Origin of the sequence: Acinetobacter gyllenbergii CIP 110306 = MTCC 11365 (genome assembly GCF_000413855.1) — a bacterium.
Lineage (GTDB): Bacteria > Pseudomonadota > Gammaproteobacteria > Pseudomonadales > Moraxellaceae > Acinetobacter > Acinetobacter gyllenbergii.
This window is the reverse complement of sequence record NZ_ATGG01000061.1, coordinates 94,913-111,295: the sequence shown is the minus strand read 5'-3', so window position 1 is coordinate 111,295 and position 16,383 is coordinate 94,913. Positions and strand designations below refer to the sequence as shown.

The window sequence follows — 16,383 nt, the reverse complement described above, 5'->3', positions numbered from 1 at the left end:
ATCAGTAGATATGTTTATGTTTAAATCCAATAAAAGCGGTGAAAATATTCATCCACTGAGTGAGATGTTTAATCGTCATTATTGGTTGCAAATCGGGTTAATCGCGCTGTCGATTATTATCGGTATTGCATGTAGTGCCTGGGTCATTAAAGGCTCACTGCTCAAAACAGCGCTTGAGCAAGAAATGGAACATTATTGGATGCGAGTTGATCGTAATCCCAATGCTGATTTACCCGATACAAAAAATTTATATGGCTATCGCTGGCTAAGTAAAGATCCACCTTTAGTGTTTAAAAATCAAACTTTAAAGCAGGGCGTTCATCGGGTCTTCGTCGATGGTAAAGATCGAATGACTGTTTATGGTGAAAGAAATGGACAACATGTCCTTCTTGTTTTTGGTGAAAGTAATGTCAACAAAATTGTGTGGATGTTTGGTTTAGCACCGTTAATGTTCAGCCTAATTGTACTGTATAGCATCTTATGGTTTTCAAATCGGAGAGCTAAACGTTATTTTTCACCAATTACACGGCTAGCAAACGCTTTAGATCATATTGATTGGGCGCATCAAAATAAAGAAGCTTCTCCCTTTCAAGGCATCAATACCAATGGCAATCTGGAAGCTGAATATTTAAAGCAGGCTTTAGAAAAGTATCATCAAGTTTTAAACGATTTCATCAACCGAGAACGTGAGTTTACAGGGGATGTTAGTCATGAATTACGCACTCCACTCACAATTTTAAAAGGTAGTGTACAGCTTTGTCAGGTTAAATATGGGGAAGATAAAGCACTGCATCGTATTTCCAATACCATTGAGGATATGCAATTGCTTGTCGAAACACTATTGGCGATCGCACGCAATACTACCAATACCTTAACTGCTGAACAAACACGATTATCCAATATAATTAGTGATTTGCTAAAGGATCTTGAGCCTGTTAGCCAAAGCAAAGGCGTTCAAATTTTTGTTCACTATGACCCTCAAGAGTTATCTCGACTGATTTATCCCTCAATGACTAAAATGGTGATGAGTAACATTCTGCGCAATGCACTGAATTATTCTCAAGGATCTAATATCCATATTATTCAACGTCAAAACAGTATTGTGATTGCCGATAATGGGATTGGCATTGAAATGCCCAATGATCGTAAAGTTCAGGAGTTAAGCTCACAATTTCAACTTACAGCCAAAGGGCATGGGATTGGTTTACAACTGGTTAGGAAGCTATGCACTCAGTTGGGATGGAGAGTTGAGTTATTTGACCGCCAATATTATTTAAGCACTCATCCTCATCTCCAATTAGAAAATACAACCGGTTTAATTGTTGTGGTGTATATGAATTAATGAGTACTCAAATCAAACGCAACTTTTAAGCCAACGCCTGAAATGGTATGGATCAACTTCTCTTGAAAAGGCTTATCAATCATTTTTCTTAAGTTGTAGATATGACTGCGTAAAGCATCACTTTCAGGTTCTTCATCACCCCATAGTTCGATCACAATCTCTTGTTTAGTAATGACTTTGGGAGAGTTTCTCATCAATATCTTCAATAGTTTGAATTGAATACGGGGCAGCTCAATCGACTGACCTGCACGTGTTACAGTTTGGGTCGAACTGTCTAAAATCAGGTCATGAATTTGTATTTTACTTGTCGACACTTCGCCAAGAGAACGCTTAATAAGTGCCCGAATACGCATCACCAATTCATTAAAATCAAAAGGTTTGATTAAATAATCATCTGTTCCTGCGGTGAAGCCCTTTAGTTTATCATCCAATGTGTCTCTTGCCGTTAACATCAGAATTGGAATATCTTTGCCTTGATCAGTCCTCAGCCATTCACATAAATCATAGCCTGAACCATCGGGTAAATTAATGTCGAGTAAAAGTAAATGGTAAGGGTTTGTTTTTAAAAAATTGCGTGCAGCATCTAAATTACGTGCATGATCAATGACAAAGCCATGTTGTTCTAGAAATTCACAGACTGTTGCAGCAAGCTCGAAGTGATCTTCGACCATAAGAATAAATTGATTGTTCATAATAATTTGATCAAGTTATAGATTTAGTAATTGTTGCTTTAATTTAGCATTAAATGGTGAGTCCCCAAACCATATTTTAAAGTATTGATTCGCTTGAGAATCAGTAATTGCACCTAAGCGTTTTTGGTTCAGAGACAAGCTTAACTGTTTGCTCATTTGGTCATAATTTAGAGTGTAGAGATCGCCCTTTTTTACAGGGTGATATAATGCAGTAATTTTATTTAAAACAGATTGGTCTGAAAAATTAGTCACATTCTTCTTAAGATAGTAAGTCGCCGCTTTTTTAAATGCCCATTCTGGAATATTTTGGTTATAAGAAAAATCTAATCTAATATTTTGATTTTCCCAGTTTTGACTGCAATTATTGGCATAATAGCTTACTGATCCTACATTTTTTGTCGTGACGACAAGGGGAGCTGTTTTACATAGTTGTGTATTTGCATGTACTAAGCTTAAAGGTGTGATAAGACATGTGACGCTCAGTCCAATTTTTCTTAAATAATTAAGCATTTCGCACCTCTACTTTTATATTTAATTCAACAATCTATAGCTGTTCATGAATCTTATTTACTAGGCTGAATTTAAACTATTTTTTAAATGGTAAAAGCAAGGAATAAGCATTTCCTACATAGGGTAGAGAACGATATAAACCATTAGCAGGGTCCCAATAATCTTGCTGAAAAATGATCAAACCCTTGTTGTTAATTTTGATTTGGCTAATTCCATATGAGGACATCGTTTTTATACGGCCAAACATTTTGAAGTCATACACCATATGCCAATGAATATAGGCAGAATCATCTGTGTGCGTTGCGCTCATTAATTTTACAGTGACATTGCTGACACGCTTGTTCATTCCTTCAAAATGTTTAATGAGCTCATTTTTAGTAGAAAATTGAGAAAGGGTATCATTGATGTATAAATGATCTGCATAGAGCCGGCTTGTGTTTTGAACAAAATCAATAGTTCCCATTGTATTAAATGCAGCTACAAAGCGCTGTCCGACAAGCTGAGCTTGTTGATCATTCAATATAATTCCTGAGATCTGCTTATTTGCTTTATCAAAGTCAGTGCTATAACTTGGTATACTTTTACAGCTAACCAATGAAAGTAATGCCAGTGTTGAAACTGTTACACTTCTTAGAAATGTCATATTGCTAAACTCACACCATTTTAAAATTAGCTTAAAACAGAAAGTGTGAATAGGATGTGAAATGCAATATAGATAGTTTTAGCTGAAGTTTTTCACCTCAAGAAAGTCGATGAAAAGAACAAAATAGTAGGTTTTTTATCAGAAGGGTTCATTTGTTCATAGGGTAAATAGGCGCTAATGTTTCTCTATTTTGGAGCTTGTGGCTAGTTCTGCGATGACTAGTGTAACTTTCGCAATTTCGGAGCAGGTGTGGAGCAAATATGACCAAGATATAAAAGTAGCTTGTATAAAAGCCACACAGCATTAAAAATGCCAAGCCAGTAAGTAATCTCTTGCTGTTTGATGATCGTGTTGGATATTCTTCACTTCTGATTCAAGGAAAATATCCATAAGCACATATGAAAAACAAAACGGATCAAGAGCTCTGTTTATGGAACAAGACATCTAAGAAAGCTTATTAACTGAAGCAAACATCAAAGTACAGTGATGTGATCATGGAATGTCTAGTACTTGATTTATTTAATAAATCGTTTATTTCTTTAATTTGACAGTCACCGTTTTCATAAACATTTAAACAAGCCCTTGATCTTTCAAGGGCTTGTTTATTTAAAGTTTTTATATCTCCAAATCTGTACTCATAGAACGTGCTTTACGGTCAGTTAGACGATCATAAAAAGCAGCCGCTGAGAAAGCGGTTTTAAAAGCACACCACTGCAATGGTTCAGGGAGGGTCGAAGGTGTTTTATGATACAGGGCTGTTAAAATAGGATTCTCAACGCCTTTGATTTTCTCGGCAAGTAACTGCCCCATAAAGGACTGAGTAGCAAGCCCATGCCCAGTACAGCCAGCAACATAGATAATATTTTGATGTGTTCCTGTAGTACCTACCACAGGCAGAAAATCATATGCCACGCTAACGTAACCACTCCAGCAATGCTTAATACCAAGACCTTGCAAGGTAGGATGACGTTCACGCAAGGTCTGTGCCAGTGCAGCATAGGCATCTTGATCTGGCACATTCGGAGTCTTTGAACCATAAACATAATTTAACTTCTTCACCGTCAACACCATCGTATTGTGTGCTGTGAGACGATGGCTCTCCATCATGAGATGCGGTGTAATAATTCCTTCTCTATTCTGCCAACCCAAAGATGCCAATTGCTTTCGAGACAACTGTTGGGTTTCAATTGCTGATACGCGTATCGGCGCAACCTTATCACGTAGTAACCCTAACTGAGGTGTGAATGCATTTGTCGCCAATACTACGATTGGGGCAGTTGCACGACCCCGTGGAGTCTTGCAGGTTATCTCCGCGCCTTCACTGTAAGACAGCAAGGGCGTTTTTTCATAGAGCTTAACGCCTGCCTGAATTGCCGCACGACGTAAACCGCCGACATATTTACCAGGATTGAGCGTGCCGCCACGTTGCTCACTACCAAATAGAAACGCTGGTGGAATACCGCGATCGCGCATCTCGGCTTGATCTACAAAGCGAGTGATTGAACCCAGTTCACGACCAACCTCCATACTACGACGTAGCCATTTTTCCTGAGAAGGATCAATCACAGCACGTATGATGCCAGAAGGATTGTAATCACATTGAATTTCCAACTCGGCTAGACGCTTTTCGACGTAGCACACGGCTTCGTCATAAAAATTCACAAATTTTCGTGCGTGCTCAACACCGACCCGTTTTGCGAACATTTCAAACTCAATGCCCATACTGCCAAGCAGATAACCAGCATTACGCCCACTGGCACCGAAACCACCAAACTCCTGTTCAAGCACAATCACCTTTGCACCACGGGCGGTCAGCTCAAGGGCAGTGGAAAGCCCCGCAAATCCAGCTCCAACTACAATGACATCAGCATTGACAGAGACTTCCAGTTCAGGCTGAAGATCACTTGGTTCTTCTACCCAGCCACCAAGAGATCGAAATGGCAATGTGCTTGGATTGTAGTTCTCCATTTCTTCATTGAAATGATTCATTTGCTATCCTTTTATCTTCACTGTACTTGCGTACAGGGTTTGATTTTAAAAGTAATTATTTGATGTTTTGTTGGTTAGTGGGCTGGAATCAGAGATTCTCTGGAAAGTGTCTGGGAACGTGCTAGTGCGTTATAGGCGTAATACAACTGGATGACCGCATAAGCCCAAGTGATGAATGCCCAGGTCATAAAAATCATATGCGTATCATCGCCAGGAATCGGGAAGAAGTCATAGACGATCGCGACGGCGAGGCTGACGATTAAAGTGAATGTTGTCGCCACGGCATGCAGAGTTTCCCCAGCACGCGCTAAGCAAAGAATGAAGTAGCAGAGATAAATGGAAAGAATCACCCACATGATGACGTAAAAATACGGGCGTATCCCGTCAAAGAAATCGGCTAGGAAGATAACAAAAGTACCCGCGAATGCAGCGACGAACAGCAGCACTTCCTTCAACGCTGTAGGTTTATAATTATGGGTCAATGCCATTAAGCCTAGTACGGCAATGACGGGCATACCAAAGCTGCGTGAGAATGAATCTAGAAACATTGTAATTGAATAATGAACATGCCCACCCGTCAGCATATACAAAACAAAGTTTGTCGCAGAAAAAGCAACAATCCACCATTCTAGTCCAAGCAGATAATTGTTTTTCTTGAGAAATTTTGCGCCGTAAATCCAGCCCGAAAGCGCCAATACAATACAGGCAACCAGCCCACAGATATTGATAATTTCTAGAATAGAGGCATGTAGCATTTCACTATCAGTTAAGATTTTTGCTGTTGTAGCGTCCATTTCGCTACCAGCAGCAAGTCCAAGAATTTTCATGATATGACTTCCTTTAATTAATTGACTGTCATGTCAGTAAAATAATATGGTATGATTAATTAGTAAACATTTTTTTTATTTATGACGATGATGGAAAACAAGATAGGAAGACCGAGTAAAGCGCATGAAAGGTCGTATGAAATTCTTCAAGCTGCTGTTTCTGTAGTTGCAAAGGAAGGACTAGAAGGAATTACTTTTGCCAAAGTAGCGGAAGCATCAGGTATGCAACGTACGTTGGTACATCATTATTTTTCTTCACGTGCAGATTTAATCAATGCTTTCATTGAACACTATATTGGAGAAATGGGGACTGAAATTATTCATCGTTTTAGTGGAAAACCATTGAGCGATAGAATCATCATGTTATTCACGCCCGAAGTTTATCGGACTCAGGATGATTTGATTGTTTGGTTAGAACTGGTTGCGCAAAGTGCCAGAAATCCCTTGATCAAGCAGATGTTGTATGATCTTTGGATACAGCACTGGTTACCTGATTTTGAAAGTCAGTTGGCACAGGAGTATCCCAAGGCAACTCAAGATGCGATTAGTTCGACAGCATATGTTCTTGCTTGTTTATTTGAAGCATATTGGGGATTCAGTGTTCAAGGTGTTACGGATACACAAAAACAAAAGCAAATGGAACAAACAGTATTAATGCTGTTGAATCGCTTGATGTAATTTGGTCAGCAGAAAAAATTGCGAAAGATTGCTTGGGAAAAGATGCGCTGAATTAAACCAGCCCTCAAGATGCTTTATTTAGCTTATATACCGAGTGGGTATCTTGCTCAGTAAACTATTAGACAATGCGCTAAAAGTGCAAGAAGAGATTCGGAATAGAATACAGGAAAGCGAGAAATAAAAAGAAAAAAGCTAAAGTGTTCCCACTTTAGCTTTGGAAGTTTAGTTTTTCATTTTGTTTAAACCATGCTCGGTTAAATGTTGACTTAAGATACGGCGAAGTTCCAATACCGTTTCAGGCTTTATTTGAATAGAGTGCCCACCTTTAATGATTTTCTCTGAAATCGCACCTTCTAAATGAGCACTTTTATAAGGAACAATGCCATCGGTAATCGTATCAGTATCATTACTTTTGCTGATATTGCCCATGATGGAATGAAAAACTAGACCTTCTTTAGGCTGTATATCCGAGGTGAGTTCCATAAATTCCGATTTATTACTTAGATCGCTAGGGCCATTTTGTAGCCTATTGTTGATGGTTCTTACAAAGTCTTTCAGATCATCGTCATAGCTCGTGAGTGTATCGGTTAATGTTTTTAAAAATGCTGAGGGCAGTCCAATAATCTTTCGTGCAGTTACAGTGAACCAGCGGTCCGCATAGCTTGTTCCACGATGAGGCGCAGCGAGGAAAATGACGCGATCAAAATTTGGAATCGGTTCCATCTTTAAGCGTTCGCCTATAACAGGGTGTTTTCTCATACGTGCTTGAACGTGGTTACTCATCATTGGTAAGGCTTCTTTTGAAATATCTGCATGACTGACTAAAAGGCGGCTAATAATTCCTCCCATGCTATGACCAATCAAAACAGCATTTTGAGATGCAGGGTCTTGGGGATTAAGAGAAGCAAATGTTTGTTTCAATAAAGCAGAAATCTGAAAGCGGCTTTCCAGAATGGGCATATTAGTTGAGTAAAATACTTGCCAGACTTGGTAATGCTCACGTAGCGTCTTATCGCCCATAATTTCATTGGTCACCGCAATCCACGCTTCTGGGCTACTGGCGAGTCCATGGATCAATACAATCACTTTTTTATTCGGATTATAAGGTTCCAGCATATATAGATGAGGCATGGTCAAACGTTGATTACGGTCAATCAAGGTTAGGTAGGCAGCAGAGCCCAAGTTATTCTCCGCTAACCATAAACCATAGGGTGCAGAGAAGTTCGCAGCAAGGGAATATTCTTTATCTTCAATTTTGATCTTTTCTACATTGTAAGGATCGTAGATTTTTATTTTGAAATCAGGCCGATTGAGTATCTCGCTGAGTGTGGCTTGCTCATCGACTGGCTGGGCAATCAGCGTCGATGCAAGATAATGGGCTTGGTGGATATTGGGATTAACGCCCTTTGGGTAAGCATAGCTCAGTGGATCAAGAATATATGGATTTCCATTTTTGGGATCATTTTCTTTAGTGTGCAAAACCGCGACGAAATCTGCACCGAAACCATCACGACGGTTAATGGTTCTTAATCCAGAGAAGTTCATGTTGTAGCTTGAGGTAAATTTCTCAAGCTTTTTACCTTGTAGATTGGGATATGAATCAATATCAATCTTATAAGTACTTTCACCAATTTGAATACTGTCTGGAATCGTCGCTGATGAATTCTTAGCACTGTACACATTTACTAACTGGTTCAGTGCCTGATTATAAAAGTCCCGAATTTGCACCTGACGGTTATCAAAAATACGCTCTTGAGGCTGACGAGAAGTCTTAAACAGATAGGCATAGCTGTAACGAATACTTTTATCTAAGGCTTGCAGTTGTTGGTCTAAACATTCATTCACCTGTTGGGCTGGTTTAGATTCTAGTTTAGTACTTTTATTGATTTTACAATCATGTGAGTCTGCAAGAGTCAAAGCTCTGGACAGATACAACTCGCTCGCGGCTGATAATAATTGTTCTGTTTGTACCTGAGGAATTTTTTCCAGATCGACAATACATACATTTGGGTTTTTCATGCACAATTTCATGTCCATATCGGACATATAGAGCAGATTCAGGCTGGCGCTACTCAACTTTCCTTGAGTGAGAATACTGTTACGTTCATTGGCAATCGTAGTATGCAACGTCTGTTTTTTTAGGCTAACCACCTGACAGCCACTTGTTACTAGAACGCTAAATACAGTCAGAATACACAGTGGCTGATATAGAGGAAATATAAGTCTTTTCATAAATTGGCCCTTCGGCATACTGTCTAGATGAGGGTAGTTTTTGATGCTGCTATTATTTTGAATATTTGTGTAATGCCGATTATTAAAGTGTGGAAACAGTGTGGAGATGAGAGCATTAATCAGTGTCGATTGAGCATTTTAGCCCTATTACCGAAACCACTGACTCGCGTTGATGTGAGGAAAAGTATATCTAGAATTGCATTGAAGGTGATTTCAAACATGCACAGCACAGTTGCATATAGGCTTTTGCATACCAGTGATTGATTTTATGGTCTAAATGAACTGATAAGAATGTGATGAAAATATTTAAAGCATCCAGAAGTTTTTAAATCTTCAGGCAGTGATTTGCGATAAAAAGCGTAAGAAAAAGTCGACTTGATCGACGTTTTCTTACTTTCCAATTTCCAGATACCAAGGCTCAGATAATCCCAGTGGTTTTAAACTCCTGAACATTTAACATATCGATCGGACTCATCATCTTACCTTCATGTTCGACAAATCCAACAAAAGTGGTGCTCATATTCCAACCTAGTAATCCTCTTAACTCATCAGGGAAGCTTTTAATTGTTTCGGTGGAGAGAGATAAATAATGGTTTTCTTCCTGTCTGAGAAAGCCCAGATCATAAGACATAGTCAATCCAATACGAGGTGCGTGGCTGACATTGGCACCTCCACCATGATAGGTTGAGCCAATCCAGATTAAAGCATCTCCAGCTTTCATTTCGGCCGCGATGGTTTCATCTTCTTTAGGTACTCTTTGATCATCCCACAAATGGCTGGCTGGAATGACGCGAGTCGCACCATTTTCTTCTGTAAAATCAGTCACAGCAAACATGATTTGTACTCTGGCTTCACGACCATAACCCGGATGTTGCCACATCCATACCGTATCGTCACGATGTAGGGGTTGTGCTTTTTGACCTGGCCAGATCTGAATCGCTTGAGTCACACCAACCTGAATGTCTGGATAAAGTTCAATTCTATTTTCACCGCTCCATGCCTGTAGTGGAGTTTGGAGAATCGCTTTTGCGGTATCTAAAAATACTGGATTCATTGCGACCAATGGCATTTGTGGCAAGCGCGCAAATAAACGGCTCATTCGGCGGGTTTTCGTACCCGCAAAATATTCATCTTCTCCATCTGGAATCAACTCTAATTGCTCAGATAATGTTTGATAAATATCGTGGGTCATTTCATCATTTAAAAAATTTTCAATGATGACACCACCATCTCTTTTAATAATCGAAACAATTTCATTGACTTGTGTATCTTTGCTTAATTTGACGAGTGACATAAGAATTCCTTATCCATCCTGATTGATGATATTTCAAAGCATTTAAATGAACTGCTTTGTTGTGCGATTGGTTTGCATACATAACGCTTCAGTTTTTAGTCTTCATCGCGATAGCTGATTAAATTTTTGAGGCTGTCACAGAATGCTATGAGCTTATGTATGTATTTGAATTAAATTATTTTCTACAGTGAAAATTTATAAATTTTCATTTCGCTTGGTCTGTGGAGCAAGTGCCTTTTTCAAGAAACCGATCTGATCATTGAGTACCGCGCCATGCCATGATTCGGTATAAAAATCAAAATGATCAATCGGATATTCCAGCAGTTCAGCAGGGCCTTGAATCAGACGTGCCGTTTTTCGGGCTGGATTTGGTGGTGCGATCTGGTCATTGGAACCAACTTGGATCAAAGCAGGGCACTTCACTTTTTTTGCGAAAGTAACGGGCCGGTTGTATGAAACTTCGAGCGCTGCGCGAGCACAGACCTCATTCCGCCAAGTTGGACCCGCCATTGCGGTATAGCTTTCTTCAGCACCGGGTGTACTGATCATGGCAGCCGTACCGGGTTGTCCAACAATTGGAATCAGATGAGGAGGGCGTTGAGTGATGGCATGCATTAAATCTTTAATGCCATGACCGATCGCAGTTGTTATCTGCTTTATTCCACCATACTGGAATACTTGTTTTAGCGCGGCTAAACCATCAGTTGCTGGATTCATGGAGACGACAGCCGATATTTTTGGATCTTGGGCAGCAACCACCACCACATGACCACCCGAATAAGACGTGCCCCACAGCGCAATACGACTTCCATCTACATGGGGCAAACTCCTTGCAGCTTCAATTGCAGCATGATAATCCTCACGCTGTTGAAGGTAAGAGACATGTTGTCTAGGAGAGCCTGCTGACTCGCCAAATCCGCGATAGTCAAATACCAATGTATCAAAACCTGCTTGGCTGAACGGCTCGGCAAAATCGAGTAATCCTGTATCTTTGGTACCGCCAAAACCTGTGGCCATCACAATGCAAGGCCGTCCTTGAGCTGTCATAAACTCTTCTGAGGTTGCAGGGAGATACCACGCAGAACAGGTAATTCCTTTACTTGTAAATTTAATATTTTCCATTATATTTTCCTTGATCGATTTCTCTTTGATTGCTATTGGCAATAAGAGATATCAATGTAAATCGTTGTGTTAAGCCTGAATTTTGATCTGTTCTGGCATTGTTTCTGCGGGAACAACACTTGGCTTTTTCTTAAGCCCAACATCTGTAAAACATAGTTCTTTATCAAAAATGGGACCTTTACGGAGTCGTTCAACATCGAATTTATAATCTTGTTTTACAATCCATGGACCTTGAGTACCTGCCATTGGAAATTGTGCGATGCTTCGTTGAATGTAGCCTGAGTTCAGATCTACAAATGGAATGCGTTTCATGCTTTTATCACTGATGACCGGTGTGAATGTTGCGTACTTATTTTCATCCATGTAATCCAGTAATCTACAGAAGTGTTTCCAGACCAGATCAACTTTTAAGGTCCATGCCAGATTGGTGTAGCCGAATGCGAAAGCAAAGTTGGGAATATCGGATAACATCATTGATTTGAAAATAGTGGTCTCTGGATAAACTATTTTTTTCCCGTCCACAATCAATTGCGTCTTGCTAAATGCGACAGCATTGAGGCCTGTAGCGGTCACAATAATATCGGCTGCTAATGTTTTACCTGATTTAAGTAAAATGCCTTCTTTGCTAAAACGTTCAATATGATCGGTGACCACAGACGCTTTACCTACAGAAATTGCTTTGAACATATCTCCATCGGGTACAACACATAAACGTTCATCCCACGGATTGTATTTCGGTGAAAAATGAGTCGCTACATCAAAGTCTTTTGGTAGATTTCGTTCTACATCCGAGATTAGAAAACGACGCATCAGCTTCGGAAAGCGACGACTTAAATTGTAGACGCCCCGAGTCAAGGCAATATTTTTATGGCGGATCAGATCGAAAGCACGTTGTGGTGAGAAAACACGATTGAGAGTATTCGCGATTGCATCTGTACTTGGCGCTGCCATGACATAGCTTGGTGATCTCTGGAGCATGGTAATATGCCTAACCTTTTCAGCCATTGCAGGAATTAAGGTCACGGCTGTTGCGCCACTACCAATCACTACCACCTTTTTACCAGAATAATCGAGGTTTTCTGGCCAGTGTTGGGGATGAATAATGAGTCCTTGAAATTCCTCAGCTCCTTTAAATTCAGGTGTATAACCGTTATCATAGTCATAATAACCGGTACTCATCAGTAAGAAGCGGGAGCGGAAAGTGGTTAAAACTTTCTGGTCTTGACGCTTCACTTTTACTGTCCATAGACCTTCAGAAGATGAGAATTCGGCGCTGCTCATATAATGGCCAAAGCGAATGTGAGATTCGATGTCGTTCTCAGTGATCGTTTCTTTTAAATAATTACAGATCATTTGAGCACTGCCAAAAACCCTTTTATTGGTCCACGGTTTAAAGCCAAATGCAAATGACTGCATGTCTGAATCTGAACGAATGCCTGGGTAACGGAACAGGCTCCATGTGCCTCCAATTTCGTCACGACCTTCTAGCAGTGTGAATGTTGTATTCGGTCTATATTTTTTTAAATGGTAGGCTGCGCTAATACCTGAGATCCCTGCGCCGATAATTAAAACATCAGTAATAGTAATTTGATCTGATGTACTCATATATTTTTCCTCTTCACACGATTTTAATAAATTGAGCATCAGTTAGATTTCTAAGATGATGATTTTTATAATCTTCATTTTCCCTGATGAACAAAGTCCTTGATCCCGTCCACTTTCACTTCGATTTGTATCGAATGACGTTTAGGCATGTGAATATTATTAAGCCAATAATTACACATTGTCAATGACTCTGTGTAATTATTGCAATATTGTCTATCTGGTTCGGGAGAAAAAGAGAATGTTTTAGGGTGTGGTCGAATTAAATTACTGAATTTTATGGTTTATATTTTTCTCTTTATTGAGCCGTTTTTTCTGGTTTTGAGTGGGTAGAGAGCGCGAGTAATGGCACAAAGACTTGTCGAAAGATTTATTAATACCTACAATGACTTCATACCAATAGGAAATGGGACCATATGACAACTTCTCGCCGTAGACCTAAACATGATCCAAAAGAATCTGAGCGAGAAATATTAAAAGCTGCCGAACAGTTTTTAAATGAACACCATTTTCGTGACCTAAATATTGATGAAGTCATGCGACGCACGGGTTTAAAACGACCAGCATTTTATGTTCATTTCCGTGATAAACACGATCTTACGCTTCGTCTTGTTGAGAACATTGCCAGAGAATTGTTTAATATCACGGAACGGTGGTTGGCAGGAAATAATCTTCAGGACGATTTAGAGCGAGCCTTGGTCGACTCTATAAATGTCTATGTGCAACATGGTCGTTTATTAAGGGCCTTTGTCGAAGCAGCAAGTGGAGATGAACGTGTTGATAGTGTCTATCGAACTATAATTCAAGACTTTATCAAGGCGGCTGCTCAACACATAAGAGCAGAACAACTGGCAGGAAATATTAAAAAAAATTTGGATATCGACGAAACAGCAAAAGCGCTGATTTGGTTAGAAGAACGTTATCTTTCGGAAGCATTTGGGCGTTCATCTCATGTAGAACCCGAGGTTGTTATCAGTGTACTTCGAAATATTTGGACTTCAACACTTTACATAAGCAAATAAAATTTCATCTATAAATTTAATTGTTTTATATTTAAAAATTTTATTTATCAGTTGATTATGTTGAATATAAAAAATCGCAAGATAAATTTTTGCGATAAATTACACATTGTCATTGACACTGTGTAATTTATTTATCAGTATGTTATTTGTCCATTTAATCTTATTTTTTTGTGAATAAATGGATGAGGACATATCTCATCATTAGTGTGATTGAACAAAAAATTATAATTTCAGGATGAATTTAATAATGGAAAAATCTATATGCAAGGAAAGTGTGGGCTTATCTTGGTTATTATCGAAAACCAGAGAAGTGAATAGACATAACGGCTTGAATAGCTCATTTTCTAAGATCCATCGGTTCCGCTTAGCTCCTATTATGTTTGGCATAATAGGTGTGTTGATCAGTAATTATACCCAAGCCTCCGCACTTGATCAGTCTGGTCAGTCTATACTGCCATTTTTAGAAAATGGCCATTATTTTGAAGTCAATGCCTTTGCTGTTGACGCTTCAGTTTCTGGTGTCGTGCATGATCGTCCAAATCTTGTGCGTGAAAATCAAAGCCGTGATACAGGAGATATTGGGCAAAATGTGCAATTTTATACGGCTGCATTGAAGCTACAATTAACCGATCAGTTTAGTTTCGGCCTGCTTTACGACCAACCATTTGCCGCAAAAACCGCATATCCACTTCGCCCCAACAATAGCTATTCAGATAATGATTTTAGTCAAGAAGGTACATTCGTAAATGTGGAAAGTCAGGATTTAAGTTTTATATTTGGATATTCACCTTTTAAGAACTTCCAGATTTATGGCGGGCCTGTTTATCAAGAGGTTAAAGGAAAAGCTTCTTTTCGAGGCATGGCGTATACCGAGGCTTTTAATGGTTACGAGGCGAATTTTAAAGAAAAAGGAGAGTTGGGCTGGCTTGCTGGGGCGAGCTATCAAATTCCAGAGATTGCATTGAAAGCGGCTGTTACTTATCGCTCTAAAATCAAATATAAATTTCAGGTCGAGGAAAGTATATTTGGTGAACCTTTGCACTATGTCAAAGCCGCAAAAACGACAATCGAAACCCCTCAATCCGTGAATATCGATTTTCAAACCGGGGTTGCCGAAAACACAATTGCTTATATGAATTTAAGATGGGTGAATTGGAAAGATTTTAATATCCGCCCAACGCAATATAATGCACTTACAGCAAGTTATCTGGATGAACTTACGGGAGGCGCATACACGGAAGGTGTTGATTTAGATTCTTATCAAAAGGATCAATATAATGCAACGATAGGAATTGGCCATCAATTTACAGAAAAATGGAGTTTTGCTACCGATGTTGGTTGGGATTCAGGGACGGGTAATCCTGCTTCTACGCTGGGGCCAATGAAGGGATCATGGTCCATGGGACTCGGTGCACAATTCAATCCTGCTCAGAATTATTTTATCGCCGCTGGTGTTAAATACTATTGGTTAGGAGATGCCAAGTCTGAAGATGGTGCTTACTATTTACCTATCGAAGGGATTAAAGAAATGGCAGAACAGGCTGAGTTCAAAAATAATCATGCTATCGCTTATGGTTTAAAAATTGGTTACCGATTCTAGAAGTAAGAGGAGGAGTGGTTGAGTTCAGCCACTTCCTAAAAATACAAAAACGCATAGGGTCAAGTTTGGGTAAATTTGATTTTTATAAAAATAAAAATTAAATAAAACAGTGGGTTGTTTGTTAAATTCAACTGACGCCATCTCCACCAAAATATTATTCGGGATTGTTCGATCCGATATAAAAAAGTCTTTAAGTTCAATGCTTAAAGCTTTTTTATTTGCCTGTTTGTCCGATATCATCTGATATGATTTGACTTTATTTTGCCTTCTGTGGGGAAAATTTACCCAATTATTTTTAGTCTAGATACAGATGAAGCTTACCGATACAGAATGCAGAAAAGCACAGCCAAAAGATAAACGATATCGTCTTTCGGATGAGAATTGGCTATCTCTTCTTGTGACACCATCTGGGCAAAAATACTGGAACATAGGCTTTACTGTTTTTGGTGAGCGTAAGTCTGAGTCTCTTGGTCCATATACTGATATGAGTTTAAAGAAAGCAAGAGAGCTTGCACTTGAACTGAAATACAAATATTCCAAGTCAGTTTTACGCGAAGAAATTAAGCCATTTTTTAAGGATAAAGGGATAAGCATTTTAAAACATAAGCAAAAGTGATCTTGATATCTTATGCTTGATCAATAGAATAGCTTGACTTGGTATGCTATCTAATTCATTAGACCCTATTGCTTCACAGAGCATGTTTTTTTAATCGGGTAGTTTAAATTTATCCTTAATCTGACTTGCTTTTTTTCCGCTTTGTCTAAATTTTAACTGAGTTGGCGATCAAACTTAGTCAAAATAGAGAAATAAAATTGCATTAAAAGCACAA

13 protein-coding genes and 2 pseudogenes are annotated in these 16,383 nt (G+C 39.2%); 6 read left to right on the top strand and 9 right to left on the bottom strand.

What is annotated here, in order from left to right:
- Nucleotides 1–16 precede the first annotated feature (16 nt).
- Entirely contained in the window at nt 17–1,342 is a 1,326-nt protein-coding gene (locus tag F957_RS00620; protein ID WP_016541917.1) for a sensor histidine kinase, read from the top strand.
- On the opposite strand, the gene F957_RS00625 is transcribed toward F957_RS00620, so the two are convergent.
- From F957_RS00625 to F957_RS00635, 3 genes are all read right to left on the bottom strand, one after another.
- On the bottom strand, nt 1,339–2,034 hold the full coding sequence (locus tag F957_RS00625) for a response regulator transcription factor (protein ID WP_005294193.1): 696 nt from the start codon (nt 2,032–2,034) through the stop codon (nt 1,339–1,341). The two genes, F957_RS00620 and F957_RS00625, sit on opposite strands and share 4 nt — an antisense overlap.
- 15 nt (nt 2,035–2,049) lie before the next feature.
- On the bottom strand, nt 2,050–2,544 hold the full coding sequence (locus F957_RS00630) for a chalcone isomerase family protein (protein ID WP_016541916.1): 495 nt from the start codon (nt 2,542–2,544) through the stop codon (nt 2,050–2,052).
- A gap of 76 nt (nt 2,545–2,620) precedes the next feature.
- A complete protein-coding gene (locus F957_RS00635; protein ID WP_016541915.1) occupies nt 2,621–3,187 on the bottom strand; it encodes a nuclear transport factor 2-like protein in 567 nt (188 codons plus the stop codon).
- A gap of 187 nt (nt 3,188–3,374) precedes the next feature.
- Between F957_RS00635 and F957_RS22025 the strand changes: the two are divergent.
- A pseudogene (locus tag F957_RS22025) lies at nt 3,375–3,674 on the top strand (hypothetical protein).
- A 128-nt stretch (nt 3,675–3,802) separates the two neighbouring features.
- Here the strand turns inward: F957_RS22025 and F957_RS00640 are convergent.
- Nucleotides 3,803–5,176 (bottom strand): NAD(P)/FAD-dependent oxidoreductase, encoded by a 1,374-nt coding sequence (locus F957_RS00640; RefSeq protein ID WP_016541914.1) that lies wholly within the window; start codon nt 5,174–5,176, stop codon nt 3,803–3,805.
- A gap of 74 nt (nt 5,177–5,250) precedes the next feature.
- On the bottom strand, nt 5,251–6,003 hold the full coding sequence (locus tag F957_RS00645; RefSeq protein ID WP_016541913.1) for a hypothetical protein: 753 nt from the start codon (nt 6,001–6,003) through the stop codon (nt 5,251–5,253).
- Nucleotides 6,004–6,084: 81 nt separating this feature from the next.
- Here F957_RS00645 and F957_RS00650 point away from each other — a divergent pair, with 81 nt between their 5' ends.
- Nucleotides 6,085–6,681 (top strand): TetR/AcrR family transcriptional regulator, encoded by a 597-nt coding sequence (locus F957_RS00650; RefSeq protein ID WP_016660708.1) that lies wholly within the window; start codon nt 6,085–6,087, stop codon nt 6,679–6,681.
- A 222-nt stretch (nt 6,682–6,903) separates the two neighbouring features.
- Here the strand turns inward: F957_RS00650 and F957_RS00655 are convergent, their stop codons facing one another.
- The 4 genes from F957_RS00655 to F957_RS00670 form a co-directional block, all read right to left on the bottom strand.
- The gene (locus F957_RS00655; RefSeq protein ID WP_016660707.1) at nt 6,904–8,913 is read right to left on the bottom strand and encodes an esterase/lipase family protein; all 2,010 of its coding nucleotides are present in this window, start codon (nt 8,911–8,913) and stop codon (nt 6,904–6,906) included.
- A 418-nt stretch (nt 8,914–9,331) separates the two neighbouring features.
- Entirely contained in the window at nt 9,332–10,207 is an 876-nt protein-coding gene (locus F957_RS00660; protein WP_016541910.1) for a phytanoyl-CoA dioxygenase family protein, read from the bottom strand.
- A 195-nt stretch (nt 10,208–10,402) separates the two neighbouring features.
- Nucleotides 10,403–11,329 (bottom strand): alpha/beta hydrolase, encoded by a 927-nt coding sequence (locus tag F957_RS00665; protein WP_016541909.1) that lies wholly within the window; start codon nt 11,327–11,329, stop codon nt 10,403–10,405.
- A gap of 69 nt (nt 11,330–11,398) precedes the next feature.
- Nucleotides 11,399–12,934, bottom strand: coding sequence for a flavin-containing monooxygenase (locus F957_RS00670; RefSeq protein WP_016541908.1), 1,536 nt, complete (start codon nt 12,932–12,934; stop codon nt 11,399–11,401).
- 413 nt (nt 12,935–13,347) lie between these two features.
- Between F957_RS00670 and F957_RS00675 the strand changes: the two genes are divergently transcribed.
- The 3 genes and pseudogenes from F957_RS00675 to F957_RS00685 all read left to right on the top strand — a co-directional run.
- Entirely contained in the window at nt 13,348–13,953 is a 606-nt protein-coding gene (locus tag F957_RS00675) for a TetR/AcrR family transcriptional regulator (RefSeq protein WP_016541907.1), read from the top strand.
- Nucleotides 13,954–14,200: 247 nt separating this feature from the next.
- Nucleotides 14,201–15,553, top strand: a complete 1,353-nt coding sequence (locus F957_RS00680; RefSeq protein ID WP_016660706.1) for a hypothetical protein — start codon at nt 14,201–14,203, stop codon at nt 15,551–15,553.
- A 310-nt stretch (nt 15,554–15,863) separates the two neighbouring features.
- Nucleotides 15,864–16,133: pseudogene (locus F957_RS00685) on the top strand (Arm DNA-binding domain-containing protein); the annotation flags it as partial.
- Nucleotides 16,134–16,383: the final 250 nt, after the last annotated feature.

Bases quoted from the DNA above. Each gene is read 5' to 3' on its own strand.
- F957_RS00635 (WP_016541915.1), bottom strand. From the start codon at position 3,187: ATGACATTTCTAAGAAGTGTAACAGTTTCAACACTGGCATTACTTTCA.
- F957_RS00620 (WP_016541917.1), top strand. From the start codon at position 17: ATGTTTAAATCCAATAAAAGCGGTGAAAATATTCATCCACTGAGTGAG.
- F957_RS00675 (WP_016541907.1), top strand. From the start codon at position 13,348: ATGACAACTTCTCGCCGTAGACCTAAACATGATCCAAAAGAATCTGAG.
- F957_RS00630 (WP_016541916.1), bottom strand. From the start codon at position 2,544: ATGCTTAATTATTTAAGAAAAATTGGACTGAGCGTCACATGTCTTATC.
- F957_RS00650 (WP_016660708.1), top strand. From the start codon at position 6,085: ATGACGATGATGGAAAACAAGATAGGAAGACCGAGTAAAGCGCATGAA.
- F957_RS00645 (WP_016541913.1), bottom strand. From the start codon at position 6,003: ATGAAAATTCTTGGACTTGCTGCTGGTAGCGAAATGGACGCTACAACA.
- F957_RS00640 (WP_016541914.1), bottom strand. From the start codon at position 5,176: ATGAATCATTTCAATGAAGAAATGGAGAACTACAATCCAAGCACATTG.
- F957_RS00665 (WP_016541909.1), bottom strand. From the start codon at position 11,329: ATGGAAAATATTAAATTTACAAGTAAAGGAATTACCTGTTCTGCGTGG.
- F957_RS00625 (WP_005294193.1), bottom strand. From the start codon at position 2,034: ATGAACAATCAATTTATTCTTATGGTCGAAGATCACTTCGAGCTTGCT.
- F957_RS00655 (WP_016660707.1), bottom strand. From the start codon at position 8,913: ATGAAAAGACTTATATTTCCTCTATATCAGCCACTGTGTATTCTGACT.
- F957_RS00680 (WP_016660706.1), top strand. From the start codon at position 14,201: ATGGAAAAATCTATATGCAAGGAAAGTGTGGGCTTATCTTGGTTATTA.
- F957_RS00670 (WP_016541908.1), bottom strand. From the start codon at position 12,934: ATGAGTACATCAGATCAAATTACTATTACTGATGTTTTAATTATCGGC.
- F957_RS00660 (WP_016541910.1), bottom strand. From the start codon at position 10,207: ATGTCACTCGTCAAATTAAGCAAAGATACACAAGTCAATGAAATTGTT.